At 63.7% G+C, this 12,383-nt stretch carries 13 protein-coding genes and 2 pseudogenes; 7 read left to right on the forward strand and 8 right to left on the reverse strand.

Features of this window, described 5'->3' with window-relative positions:
- Window positions 1-3 precede the first annotated feature (3 nt).
- The 3 genes from trpD (at window position 4) to G7007_RS15710 (ending at window position 2,658) form a co-directional block, all read left to right on the forward strand.
- A complete protein-coding gene (gene trpD, locus G7007_RS15700) occupies window positions 4-1,053 on the forward strand; it encodes an anthranilate phosphoribosyltransferase (RefSeq protein ID WP_181103091.1) in 1,050 nt (349 codons plus the stop codon).
- Window positions 1,050-1,886, forward strand: a complete 837-nt coding sequence (gene trpC / locus G7007_RS15705) for an indole-3-glycerol phosphate synthase TrpC (protein ID WP_181103093.1) — start codon at window positions 1,050-1,052, stop codon at window positions 1,884-1,886. The genes trpD and trpC overlap by 4 nt, the downstream gene beginning before the upstream one ends.
- 67 nt (window positions 1,887-1,953) lie before the next feature.
- Window positions 1,954-2,658: a lipoate--protein ligase family protein gene (locus G7007_RS15710; RefSeq protein ID WP_181103095.1), complete on the forward strand. Its 705-nt coding sequence runs from the start codon at window positions 1,954-1,956 to the stop codon at window positions 2,656-2,658.
- An 11-nt stretch (window positions 2,659-2,669) separates the two neighbouring features.
- On the opposite strand, the gene crp is transcribed toward G7007_RS15710, so the two are convergent.
- Window positions 2,670-3,314, reverse strand: a complete 645-nt coding sequence (crp, locus tag G7007_RS15715) for a cAMP-activated global transcriptional regulator CRP (protein ID WP_181103097.1) — start codon at window positions 3,312-3,314, stop codon at window positions 2,670-2,672.
- 189 nt (window positions 3,315-3,503) lie between these two features.
- On the opposite strand from crp, the gene G7007_RS15720 reads away from it, so the two are divergent.
- A complete protein-coding gene (locus G7007_RS15720; protein ID WP_181103099.1) occupies window positions 3,504-3,926 on the forward strand; it encodes an OsmC family protein in 423 nt (140 codons plus the stop codon).
- 41 nt (window positions 3,927-3,967) lie between these two features.
- On the opposite strand, the gene coq7 is transcribed toward G7007_RS15720, so the two are convergent.
- The 4 genes from coq7 to hemJ form a co-directional block, all read right to left on the reverse strand.
- Window positions 3,968-4,615 (reverse strand): 2-polyprenyl-3-methyl-6-methoxy-1,4-benzoquinone monooxygenase, encoded by a 648-nt coding sequence (coq7, locus tag G7007_RS15725; protein WP_181103101.1) that lies wholly within the window; start codon window positions 4,613-4,615, stop codon window positions 3,968-3,970.
- A 65-nt stretch (window positions 4,616-4,680) separates the two neighbouring features.
- A complete protein-coding gene (locus G7007_RS15730; protein ID WP_181103103.1) occupies window positions 4,681-5,019 on the reverse strand; it encodes a histidine triad nucleotide-binding protein in 339 nt (112 codons plus the stop codon).
- A gap of 61 nt (window positions 5,020-5,080) precedes the next feature.
- On the reverse strand, window positions 5,081-5,863 hold the full coding sequence (locus G7007_RS15735) for an SDR family NAD(P)-dependent oxidoreductase (protein WP_181103106.1): 783 nt from the start codon (window positions 5,861-5,863) through the stop codon (window positions 5,081-5,083).
- A 121-nt stretch (window positions 5,864-5,984) separates the two neighbouring features.
- A complete protein-coding gene (gene hemJ / locus G7007_RS15740; RefSeq protein WP_181103108.1) occupies window positions 5,985-6,410 on the reverse strand; it encodes a protoporphyrinogen oxidase HemJ in 426 nt (141 codons plus the stop codon).
- Window positions 6,411-6,550: 140 nt separating this feature from the next.
- Here hemJ and argC point away from each other — a divergent pair, with 140 nt between their 5' ends.
- A complete protein-coding gene (argC, locus tag G7007_RS15745) occupies window positions 6,551-7,585 on the forward strand; it encodes an N-acetyl-gamma-glutamyl-phosphate reductase (RefSeq protein ID WP_181103110.1) in 1,035 nt (344 codons plus the stop codon).
- 194 nt (window positions 7,586-7,779) lie between these two features.
- A complete protein-coding gene (erpA, locus tag G7007_RS15750; protein WP_060392292.1) occupies window positions 7,780-8,130 on the forward strand; it encodes an iron-sulfur cluster insertion protein ErpA in 351 nt (116 codons plus the stop codon).
- A gap of 69 nt (window positions 8,131-8,199) precedes the next feature.
- Here the strand turns inward: erpA and G7007_RS15755 are convergent.
- Window positions 8,200-9,220: pseudogene (locus tag G7007_RS15755) on the reverse strand (anhydro-N-acetylmuramic acid kinase).
- Window positions 9,221-9,222: 2 nt separating this feature from the next.
- On the reverse strand, window positions 9,223-10,632 hold the full coding sequence (locus G7007_RS15760) for a peptidoglycan DD-metalloendopeptidase family protein (protein WP_181103112.1): 1,410 nt from the start codon (window positions 10,630-10,632) through the stop codon (window positions 9,223-9,225).
- 210 nt (window positions 10,633-10,842) lie between these two features.
- Between G7007_RS15760 and tyrS the strand changes: the two genes are divergently transcribed.
- Window positions 10,843-12,042, forward strand: a complete 1,200-nt coding sequence (gene tyrS / locus G7007_RS15765; RefSeq protein WP_181103114.1) for a tyrosine--tRNA ligase — start codon at window positions 10,843-10,845, stop codon at window positions 12,040-12,042.
- A 64-nt stretch (window positions 12,043-12,106) separates the two neighbouring features.
- Here tyrS and G7007_RS22015 read toward each other — a convergent pair.
- A pseudogene (locus tag G7007_RS22015) lies at window positions 12,107-12,383 on the reverse strand (hypothetical protein); the annotation flags it as partial.

Raw genomic sequence — 12,383 nt, forward strand, 5'->3', positions numbered from 1 at the left:
ACCATGGATATCAAGAATGCATTGAGCCGCATCGTCGGCCAGCTGGACCTGTCGACCGACGAGATGCGCGATGTCATGCGCCAGATCATGACGGGCCAGTGCAGCGAGTCGCAGATCGGCGCCTTTCTCATGGCCATGCGCATGAAGAGCGAAAGCATCGACGAGATCGTCGGCGCCGTGTCGGTGATGCGCGAGCTGGCCGACAAGGTCGAGCTGGCAAGCCTCGAGGGCGTGGTCGACATCGTCGGCACCGGGGGCGATGGCGCCAACATCTTCAACGTGTCCACGGCGTCTGCCTTCGTGCTGGCCGCGGCAGGCTGCCCGGTGGCCAAGCATGGCAACCGGGCGGTCTCGGGCAAGAGCGGCAGTGCCGACTTGCTGGAAGCCGCCGGGATCTACCTCAACCTCACCCCGGTGCAGGTGGCGCGCTGCGTCGATGCGCTGGGCATCGGCTTCATGTTCGCCCAGGGCCACCATTCGGCGATGAAGCATGCTGCCGGGCCACGACGCGACCTGGGCCTGCGCACCCTGTTCAACATGCTGGGCCCGCTTACGAATCCGGCCGGTGTGCGCCACCAGGTCGTCGGCGTGTTCAGCCAGGCCCTGTGCAGGCCGTTGGCCGAAGTGCTGCAGCGCATGGGCAGCACGCATGTGCTGGTGGTGCACTCCAAGGATGGTCTGGACGAGTTCAGTCTGGCGGCGCCGACCTTCGTCGCCGAGCTGAACAAGGGCGAGATTTCCGAGTACTGGGTCGAGCCTGAAGATCTGGGTATCAAGAGCCAGAGCCTGCATGGTCTGGCAGTGGACGGTCCGCAGGCCTCCCTGGCGCTGATCCGCGATGCCCTGGGCCGGCGCAAGACCGAAGAAGGACAGAAGGCGGCCGAAATGATCGTGCTCAACGCAGGCGCTGCGCTGTACGCGGCCGACCATGCCATGAGCCTCAAGTCAGGGGTCGATCTGGCGCACGATGTGCTGCACACCGGGCTCGCCTGGGAAAAAGTGCAGGAGCTGGGCGCCTTTACTGCGGTATTCAAGCAGGAGAACGAAGTATGAGCGTACCGACGGTGTTGGAGAAGATTCTGGCGCGCAAGGTCGAGGAAGTGGCCGAGCGCCGCCGCCGGGTGGGGCTGGACGAACTCGAGCGGCTGGCCGCCGCGGCCGATGCGCCGCGGGGGTTTGCCAGGGCGCTGATCGAGCAGGCCGGGCAGAAGAAACCGGCGGTGATCGCCGAGATCAAGAAGGCCTCGCCGAGCAAGGGCGTGATCCGCGAGCAGTTCGAGCCGGCCGACATCGCGGCCAGCTACGAGAAGGGCGGTGCGACCTGCCTGTCGGTGCTGACCGACATCGATTTCTTCCAGGGCGCCGATGCGTACTTGCAGCAAGCGCGTGCGGCCTGTGCCCTGCCGGTCATTCGCAAGGACTTCCTGATCGACCCCTATCAGGTGGTGGAAGCCCGCGCGTTGGGGGCCGACTGCATCTTGCTGATCGTATCGGCACTGGACGACGTGCGCATGGCCGAACTGGCCGCGACGGCCCGGCACGTGGGTCTGGACGTGCTGGTGGAAGTGCATGACGGCGACGAGCTGGAGCGTGCGCTCGCCACGCTGGACACGCCGTTGATCGGCGTGAACAACCGCAACCTGCACACCTTCGAGGTCAGCCTGGAAACCACGCTGGACCTGCTGCCGCGCATTCCGCGCGACCGCCTGGCGATCACCGAGAGCGGCGTGCTCAACCGGGCCGACGTCGACCTGATGAAGATCAACGAGGTGTATGCCTTCCTGGTCGGCGAGGCCTTCATGCGGGCCGAGTTGCCGGGGCAGGAGTTGCAGCGTCTGTTCTTCCCCGAACTGCCGGTGCAGGGGTCGAGCGGCACGCTGGACTGAGCCTGCTGGCCGGTTTCACGCGACAGGGACTGTTGAGGCCGCACGACGGCACGGACGAGGAAGCGCGATGACGGACGGTGTGTTGAACCTTGCGGTGGAACAGGGCCTGCAGGCCGAGCAGGCGTTGCTGACGGAGGTCTGTCAGGGGCAACGCGAATCTGGCTTACTGGTCTGGCGACCTACCGACCGAGCGCTGGTCATGCCTCGGCGCATGAGCCGTCTGGAGGGCTTCGACGCCGCCCGTCGGCAGCTCGCCGACGCGGGTTGGCCGATCCTGCTGCGCGAGACCGGCGGCGAACCCGTGCCGCAATCGCCTGCGACGGTCAACCTGGCGCTGGTCTATGTGGCGCCGCGCAGTGAAGGCGATCAGGGTCGGATCGAGCGGGCCTACGAGCGGCTGTGCCTTCCGCTGTGCGATCTGCTCGGGGTCTGGGGCGTGGACACGTCGCTGGGCGAGGTGGAAGGCGCCTTCTGCGATGGCCGCTACAACGTCAACATCCAGGGGCGCAAGTGGGTCGGTACGGCTCAGCGTTGGCGCCAGGGGCTGGGCGGCAAGCGACCGGTCGTGCTGGTCCATGGCGCCTTGCTGCTCGAGGACGAGCGCGCCTCGATGATTCAGGCCGTGAACCGTTTCAACACCTGTTGCGCGCTGGCGCAACGCTGCCGGGTCGAGAGTCACATCGCCTTGAGCGAAGTGGTGCCCGACGCGCCTTGGGCACGTGACTTCGTCGAGGTGTATCGGCACGTGCTGCAGGACTTGCCCTGCGAGTGACGCCTTGAGGGTCAGCGGGCACCCAGCACGACCATGGTCTTGCCTTTGACCTGCACCAGGTTGCGCTCTTCGAGGTCCTTGAGCACGCGTCCGACCATCTCCCGGGAGCAGCCGACGATGCGGCCGATCTCCTGGCGAGTCACCTTGATCTGCATGCCCTCTGGATGGGTCATCGCGTCAGGCTGCTGGCACAACTCCAGCAGGCAACGGGCCACGCGGCCGGTCACGTCGAGAAAGGCCAGGTCGCCGACCTTGCGTGTGGTGTTGCGCAACCGTTGCGCCATCTGCGCGCCCAGGGCGTACAGGATCTGCGGATCCTGATCGGCCAATTCGCGAAACTTCCCGTAGCTGATTTCCGCAATCTCGCAATCGGTCTTGGCACGTACCCAGGCACTGCGTTGACGCGCTTCTTCGTCCGGGCCGAACAGCCCCAGTTCGCCGAAGAAGTCGCCGACGTTGAGGTAGGCGATGATCATTTCATGACCGTCGTCGTCTTCGATCAGGATGGTGACCGAACCCTTGAGGATGAAGGACAGGCTGTCGGCGATGTCGCCGGCGTTGATGAGATTGCTTTTGGCCGCATGGCGGCGTCGCTGACAGTGCGCCAGCAACTTGTCGATGTTCTTGATTCGAGGAGCCAACGCTGAGGCGACCATCACGGAGTCCTGTCCACGCATGCACGAAGAGTTTCTATCGATTGTTTGACGGTGAGCCGCCAGCTAATTGGCGCCAGCTTATCAGACGGTGTACTGCACGTCGGTAGCTAACCGAGGCGACTTTACCGTTTCCAAGCGAACCGACAGCGTCTAAGCTGAGGGCCTTTTGTCAGTCAGGAGTCAGGCACAATGAAGGCGCGTATCCAGTGGGCCGGCGAGGCCATGTTCCTCGGTGAGTCGGGCAGCGGGCATGTGGTCGTCATGGACGGCCCACCCGAGGCCGGAGGACGGAACCTGGGCGTGCGTCCGATGGAAATGCTGCTGCTAGGCCTGGGCGGCTGCAGCAGCTTCGACATCGTGAGCATCCTGAAGAAGTCGCGTCAGCGCGTGGAAAGTTGCGAGGCGTTCCTCGAGGCCGATCGGGCCGACGAAGAGCCCAAGGTCTTCACCCGCATCCACATGAACTTCGTGATCAAGGGGCGTGGGCTGAAGGAAACGCAGGTCAAGCGTGCCGTGGAGCTGTCGGCGGAAAAGTATTGCTCGGCGTCCATCATGCTCGAACGTGCCGGGGTAGAGGTCACCCACGGCTACGAAATCGTCGAACTGGACTGAGGCACGCAGGATCGGGGGCGCGCAGGCCCCCGAATGCCGCGTTAGATGCGGTAGGTGCTCTTGGTCATGACCTTGGCCAACAGGCTCATGCCGAAGCGCACCGGCGCAGGGAAGCGGTAGCCACCGGCGTCGAGCGCGGACTCGGCGTGGTGGGCTTCGTCGGTGAGCATCTGTTCGAGGATCGCACGGGACTTCTCGTCTTCGGCGGGCAGTTGCGCCAGGTGCTCATCCAGGTGCTTGCACACCTGCCGCTCGGTCGCGGCGACGAACCCCAGGCTGACCTTGTCGCTCACCAAGCCGGCGAAGGCGCCAATGCCGAACGACATCCCATAAAACAGCGGGTTGAGGACACTGGGATGGCTGTTGAGCTGACGAATGCGCTGCTCGCACCAGGCCAGGTGATCGATCTCTTCGTCGGCGGCATGCTCCATGGCCTTGCGCACCTGCGGCAGCTTCGCCGTCAGCGCCTGCCCTTGGTACAGCGCCTGGGCACAGACTTCGCCGGTGTGATTGATCCGCATGAGGCCGGCGACATGCCGGGCCTGGGGCTCGTCCAGCTGGACGTCAGGCTTGACGACGGCGGGCGAGGGACGGGACGGTTGGCCGCTGAAGGGCAAGAGCGTGCGCAGGGCGGTGTCGGCCTGTAACAGCACGCGGTCGAGCGGCGAGTAGTGACGTTCGGTAGCCATCGGGCACCTCCGCAAGAGTGTGCCCGACAGTGTACCTCAATCGCCCGGTACGAGCGTGCGCCGGATCAGCCCGGCGGCCAGTTCATCTGGCGCTGGCCGAGCACGTGCAGGTGGATGTGGTAGACCGTCTGGCCGCCCAATTCATTGCAGTTCATGACGACACGGAAACCGTCCTCGCAGCCCAGTTCCTTGGCCAGGCGCTGCGCCGTGAACAGGATGTGACCGGCCAGCAGCTTGTCGTCTTCCTGCAGGTCGTTGAGGGTGCGAATGGGCTTCTTGGGGATGACCAGGAAGTGCACCGGGGCCTGCGGAGCGATGTCGTGAAAGGCCAGGACCTGGTCGTCCTCGTAGATGATCCTGGCCGGGATTTCCCGGTTGATGATCTTGGTGAAGAGAGTCTCCACAGTACGTCTCCATGGTGAGGGTCGCGCCGAGTGTAACCAGCGCGATCGCCTGCGCCCAGTGCTATTCGGTCTCCAGCGGTCGATAGCGCTGATGGATGGCACCTGCCAGCTTGCGGGTCAGCCAGCGCGGCAATAGCCGCGGTGCCAGCGCCAGCCAGCGGTAGCGGCCATCCGGCTGGATCAGCGCGCGGTTCTTGTCCAGCGCTCGGACGGTGTACAGCGCGACTTCCTCGGCGCTCAGGCAGCGGCGGCTGCCGTCCAGCCGTGGAATGCGTCGTCGTGGCGAATGCACCGGGCCCGGGCAGAGCACCGAGACCTGGATGCCGATCCGCTTGAGTTCCTCGCGCAGGGCCTCGGAAAAACTCAGGACGTAGGCCTTGCTGGCCGCGTAGCCCGCCATCCATGGGCCTGGAGCATGGGCCGCCAGCGCCGCCACGTTGAGGATCTGCCCACCGCCTTGCAGCGCCATGAGGTTGCCCACGGCGTGGCAAAGACGTGTCAGGGTCATGATGTTGACTTCGAGCAGGTCCTGTTCGTCGGCCCACTCCTGTGCCAGGAACGGCCCGTAGGAGCGCAGGCCCGCACAGTTGACCAGCAGGTCGACACGGTGCTCGCCCTCTTCCAGTTCGAGAACGAAACCCGACACCCGCAGCGGCTCACTCAGGTCGCAGGCACGAAACAGCACCTCGACGCCGAACCGCTGGGTCAGCTCGAGCGCAATGGGCTCCAGGGCTTCGCGGTGGCGTGCCACCAGGATGAGGTTGCGCCCGCGCCGCGCCAAGGCCTCGGCCAGGGAAAGACCCAAGCCGCTGGAGGCGCCGGTGATCATGGCGTAACGGGTCATGCGCGGCTCCTGGGCGGTCAAAAGAGCGCCAGTGTACCGCGAGCCTAGGACGGCCGCTGGCTTTTGAAGGGCGCCTGAGTGGGCGCGGGTCAGGCGGCCATGCCCGGCGCCCAGCGCGGGGTCAGAACGGTTTGACGACCACCAGGATCACGACGGCCAGCAGGATGAGCACGGGCACTTCGTTGAACCAGCGGTAGTAGACGTGACTGCGGCGGTTCTCACCCAGGGCAAAGCGTTTGCGCTGTGCGCCGCAGATGTGGTGGTAGCCGGTCAGCAACAGCACCAGCGTCAGTTTCGCATGCATCCAGCCCTGGCTCAGGAAGCCTGGGTTGATCACCAGCAGCCAGATGCCGAACACGTAGGTGGCGATCATGGCGGGGTTCATGATGCCCCGGTACAGCTTGCGCTCCATGACGGCGAAGCGCTCCTGGCTGACGCTGTCGGTGCTCTGGGCGTGGTAGACGAACAGCCGCGGCAGGTAGAACAGCCCGGCGAACCAGCACACCATGCTGACGATATGCAGCGCCTTGATCCAGAAATAGAGCATCGTTGGTTTCCTCGAGGTTTTTCACGGTGGTCAGATAGTAGAGAGCATCGGGCGTCGGAGCCATCACAACGGTTGTGAGCAGGCGTGCGCATCCCTATCATCGTGGCTTTACAGTCGGTTCGTTGAGAGGGGCACGCGTCATGATCAAGGTCGGTATCGTCGGCGGCACGGGGTACACCGGTGTCGAACTGCTGCGTCTGCTGGCGCAGCACCCACAAGCCGACGTGGTGGTCATCACCTCGCGCTCGGAAGCCGGCCTGCCGGTCGAGGACATGTACCCCAATCTGCGAGGCCACTACGATGGCCTGAAGTTCAGCGTACCGGACACCAAGACCTTGGCGGCTTGCGACGTGGTGTTCTTCGCCACGCCCCATGGGGTCGCCCATGCCCTGGCCGGTGAGCTGCTGGATGCCGGCACCCGGATCATCGACCTGTCCGCCGACTTCCGTCTGCAAGACGTCGTCGAGTGGGAAAAATGGTATGGCCAGCCCCATGGCGCGCCGGACCGGTTGCCTGGGGCGGTGTATGGCCTGCCCGAAGTCAACCGCGAGCAGATTCGTGAGGCACGCCTGATCGCGGTGCCGGGTTGCTACCCGACGGCCACGCAATTGGGCTTCCTGCCCCTGCTGGAGTCTGGCCTGGCCGATCCGCTGCGCCTGATCGCCGACTGCAAGTCCGGCGTCAGTGGTGCCGGGCGTGGCGCCGCCGTCGGCTCGCTGTTTTGTGAAGCAGGCGAGAACATGAAAGCCTACGCCGTCAAAGGGCATCGTCATATGCCCGAAATCAGCCAGGGGCTGCGACTGGCGGCAGGCGGCGAGATCGGCCTGACCTTCGTGCCGCACTTGACCCCGATGATTCGCGGCATCCACGCCACCCTGTACGCGACCGTGGCCGACACCTCGGTCGACCTGCAGACGCTATTCGAGAAGCGCTATGCCGACGAGCCGTTCGTCGATGTGATGCCAGCGGGCAGTCATCCGGAGACGCGCAGCGTGCGGGGCGCCAACATGTGCCGCATCGCCGTGCACCGTCCACAAGATGGCGACCTGGTCGTGGTGCTGTCGGTCATCGACAACCTGGTCAAGGGCGCTTCCGGCCAGGCAGTGCAGAACATGAACATCCTGTTTGGGCTGGACGAGCGTCTGGGCCTGTCCCACGCGGGCATGCTGCCCTAGGCCCATGGGGAGGCACAAGCTACAAGCTACAAGCAGGAGCAGATCAGCGAAACGCCGCGATTCGCTTCCACTTGAAGCTTGAAGCTTGTAGCTCAAACCTTGCCACTCACGCCCCCATAGTTGACCAATTTTCTAGGGGAAGCGGATAATGCACGCCATCACGTGTTATGGCGGCCTTGCGCCGGGAGAGTCTGATGAGTGTCGAAACCTTCACCCCTACCATCCTGGAGTTCACCGAAGGGGCCGCGCACAAGGTCAAGACCTTGGTGACCGAGGAAGGCAATGATCGTCTCAAGTTGCGCGTCTTCGTCACGGGCGGCGGTTGCTCGGGCTTCCAGTACGGTTTCACGTTCGATGAGGACGTGGCCGACGACGATACCGTGGTCGAGCGCGAAGGCGTGGCGTTGGTGGTCGATCCCATGAGCTTCCAGTACTTGGCAGGCGCCCAGGTGGATTACCAGGAAGGCCTGGAAGGTTCGCGGTTCATCATCAAGAACCCGAATGCCACCACCACCTGCGGGTGCGGTTCGTCCTTCTCGATCTGAGTGGGCGCTTGAGGCCAGAACGCCGCGCGATTGCGCGGCGTTTTGCTGTCTGTCTTCTGGGCCTCGGCATCAGGCAGGGTAGAGGGCACCCAGCACGCGCAGCCCTCGCGCTGCCGTCACGCTGGGGCGGTTGGCGGCGATACCTTCCAGGCAGCAATGGGCGAGCCAGGCGAACGCCATGGCCTCCATCCAGTCCGGGTCGACCCCTTGGGCGGCCGTGCTGTCGACACGAACCCCCGGCAAGAGGTCGGCCAGACGCTGCATCAGCGCGTTGTTGCGTGCGCCACCCCCGCACACCAGCACCGTCTGGCACTGGGGCTGCGCTTGCTGGAGCGCGTCGGTGATGCTGCGTGCGGTCAGTTCCAGCAAGGTCGCCTGAACGTCGTTGTCGGCGATCGAACCCTGTGCTGCCAGGTGGCTGTCCAGCCAGGGCAGGTTGAAGACCTCGCGACCGGTGCTCTTGGGCCCATTGCCCCCCGGCATCGTAGGGCTGGCCTTGGATACGCTCGATCCAGGCATCCAGCAGGACATTGCCGGGACCGCAGTCGAAACCGCGCACGGGCATGCCTGGTTCGACCAGACTGAGGTTGCTGAAGCCGCCGATATTCAAGACCGCGATCGGTTGTTCGAGGGCGGCGAACAGCGCTTCGTGAAAGGCCGGTACCAGGGGCGCGCCCTGGCCGCCTGCGGCGACGTCGCGGCGCCTGAAATCACTGACGACACTGATGCCGGTCCGCTCGGCCAGCAGGGCCGGGTTGCCGATCTGTACCGTGAAGCCCCGCGCGGGTTCGTGGCGGATGGTTTGCCCGTGGCTGCCAATGGCGCGAATGTCCTTGGCTGACAGGCTCTGCTGGGCGAGCAGGGCATTGATCCCGTCGGCTGCCAGGTTGGCCCAGTGGTTCTCGGCCAGGGCCGAACGAGCCACTTCATCCGGCCCGCTGGCGCACAGGGCGAGCAAGGCCTGGCGAAGATCGCCTGGCATGGGCAGGTAATGGCTGGCCAACAGGTGAATGGACTGGCCTTGCTCGACCAGGGCAATGTCCAGCCCGTCCAGGCTGGTGCCGGACATCACCCCGATATAGAGGGCCATGGTCAGCGCTTGTTGGAGGCGAGCAAGGTGGCTTTTTCCTGGTCCATGCGGGCGATCAGGGGTTTGCTCTGCTGCAGGAAACGCTGACGCTCGGCCTTGGCGATCGGGTCGGCCATGGGTACTTTCTGGCTCAGCGGGTCCACGTGCACACCGTTGACCTGGAACTCATAGTGCAGGTGCGGGCCGGTGGACAGGCCCGTGGTACCGATGTAGCCGATCACCTGGCCCTGTTTCACGGTGCTGCCGGTGGTAACGCCCTTGGCGAAGCCTTGCATGTGTCCGTAGAGGGTCTGGTAGGCATTGCCATGCTTGATGATCACGGTGTTGCCGTAGCCGCCTCGACGTCCGGCCAGCAGCACCTTGCCATCGCCTGCGGCCTTGATCGGCGTGCCGCGTGGCGCCGCGTAGTCGACGCCCTTGTGTGCCCGGATCTTGTTGAGGATCGGGTGCTTGCGACCGGCCGAGAAGCGCGAGCTGATGCGGGCGAAGTCCACCGGGGTGCGGATGAAGGCCTTGCGCAGGCTGTTGCCGTCGGCAGTGTAGTAGCTGGTGTTGCCCTGCTTGTTGGTGTAGCGCACCGCAGTGTAGGTCTTGCCACGGTTGGTGAAGCGGGCGGAGAGGATGTTGCCGGTACCGACGACCTTGCCGTCCATGACCTTCTGTTCGTAGACCACGTCGAATTCGTCGCCAGGGCGGATGTCCTGGGCGAAGTCGATGTCGTAGCCCAGGACGCGGGCCATGTCCATGGTCATGCTGTGGGACAGACCGGCACGCTGCGCCGAGGCGGCCAGCGAGCTGTTGATCACGCCATGGGCATAGGCCGTGCGTACCATCGGCTTGCTGATTTCACGTTCGAAGGCGAAGCCCTTGTCGGTGCGCGCCAGACGGATGCTTTCGAGGGTGTTGACCTTGGTGTGCAGCAGGGCCAGTGCACCGTCCTTGTCGAATTCGAACTGCAGCACCTGGCCATGCTTGAGCTGGCTGAACTGCTTGGCCTGCTTGCTGCTGGCAAGCACGTCGTGAACCACGTTGGCAGGCAGGCCGACCTTGGCGAACAGTGTGGACAGCGTATCGCCCTTGGCGACCTTCACTTCCCGATGGCTTGGCGGGGCTTTGGCAGGGGCTGTAGTGGCCGTCTCCTGGGCAGGCTTGGCCACCGCTTCCGGTGTGTCGATCTGGGCGAAGGGCGAGGCCTGCTGGTTGTTCGACTGAACGAGCGGAGCCGTGCGCGAGTCGTCCTTGAGTTGCTCGACCGGGCTGTCCAGTTCGAGGCTGAGGGTGGTCTTCTTGGCTTCCACGTCGCTGGTAGGGAAGACCAGAAGCGCCAGGCTGAGCAGGGCGGCGAGGCCGCTGGCGGCCAATAGATGGCTCTTCGGATAAAGCGGAGGCGCTTTAGGCGTGTCGTTGGTCATAGGTGAGGTGACTTTGAAAAGGTGAAAAGGAATAGATGAATGACATGATGAAGATGAAATAACTGTATAAAATATAACCAAATCCTTTTCGGCGCAAGGGCGGCAGACGCCTCAAGGCCTGCTATGAGTCACATCGTGTGTCGAACTTGTTTTTGATGGCCGATCTTGTATGGTTGGCTCCCTTTGAATCTGAGCCTTGCGGGTCTGTGTATGAAGTCGGTTGAAGAACAGCTGGCGCTTATCAAGCGCGGTGCGGAAGAGGTGCTGGTCGAGTCGGAACTGGTCGAGAAGCTCAAGCGTGGCGAGCCGCTGCGCATCAAGGCCGGCTTCGACCCGACCGCGCCGGACCTGCACCTGGGGCATACGGTGTTGATCAACAAGCTGCGCCAGTTCCAGGAGCTGGGGCATCAGGTGATCTTTCTGATCGGTGACTTCACCGGCATGATCGGTGACCCCAGCGGCAAGAGCGCCACGCGTCCGCCGCTGACGCGCGAGCAGGTGCTGGACAACGCCGAGACCTACAAGCAGCAAGTCTTCAAGATCCTGGACCCGGCCAAGACCGAGGTGGCGTTCAATTCCACGTGGATGGACCAGCTCACGCCGGCCGACTTCATCCGGCTGGCATCGCAGTACACCGTGGCCCGTATGCTGGAACGCGACGACTTCGACAAGCGCTACTCCAGCAATCAGCCCATCGCCATCCATGAGTTCCTCTATCCATTGGTGCAGGGGTACGACTCGGTTGCGCTCAAGGCGGACGTCGAACTGGGCGGGACCGACCAGAAGTTCAACCTGCTGATGGGGCGCGAGCTGCAGCGTGCCTATGGTCAGGAAGCGCAGAACATCGTCACCATGCCGCTGCTCGAAGGGCTCGACGGGGTGAAGAAGATGTCCAAGTCGCTGGGCAATTATGTCGGTATCCAGGAGGCGCCCGGCGTGATGTACAGCAAGCTGGTGTCGATTCCCGACACCTTGATGTGGCGTTACTTCGAGCTGCTGAGCTTCCGCTCGATGGAGGAGATCGATCAGCTGCGCGCCGACGTGCAGGCCGGTGCCAACCCGCGTGACGTCAAGATCAAGCTGGCCGAGGAGATCGTGGCGCGGTTCCACGGCGAAGAGGCGGCGGCCAGTGCGCACCGTGCCGCAGGCAATCGCATGAAAGAGGGTGAGCTGCCCGAAGACCTGCCTGAGGTCGAGATCGTGTCGGCTGAAGACATGCCGATCGCCGCCGTGCTGAACCGTGCCGGGCTGGTGAAGAACTCGGCCGCTGCGCGGGACCTGTTGAATGCGGGGACCGTTAAGGTGGATGGCGAGAGCGTGGATCGGGGGTTCATGTTCGCCGTGGGTAGCACGCATGTATGCCAGGCAGGCAAGAAGGCGTTTGCCCGGATCACGCTGAAGGCCGAGTGAGCCAGGTGCGTGCATAGCTATATAAGAAGCGGGGGAGGTCGATAAGGCCTTCCCCGCGGTGTTTTCAAGTCATTGAAATGTTTTTGAAATAAAGGGTTGACGGGGTTTCAGATCCCCTTATAATGCGCACCACTTCCAACGCAGTCGGAACGATAAGCGCCTTGTTAATCAACAGGTTGTGTGAATCGAGATAGCGCTGGAAGGGCTTCGGTCCCGACCGGAAGCGGTGAAAAAGGTGGTTGACAGCAGGTTGTAACGCTGTATGATTCGCCTCCCGCTTCGAGAGATCGCAGCGAGTCAAGTGGTTGAAGTTGTTAGGGTTTCCCGAAAAGAACTTCAAA

The organism is Pseudomonas entomophila, assembly GCF_013523125.1.
In the GTDB taxonomy this organism is placed as follows: domain Bacteria; phylum Pseudomonadota; class Gammaproteobacteria; order Pseudomonadales; family Pseudomonadaceae; genus Aquipseudomonas; species Aquipseudomonas entomophila_B.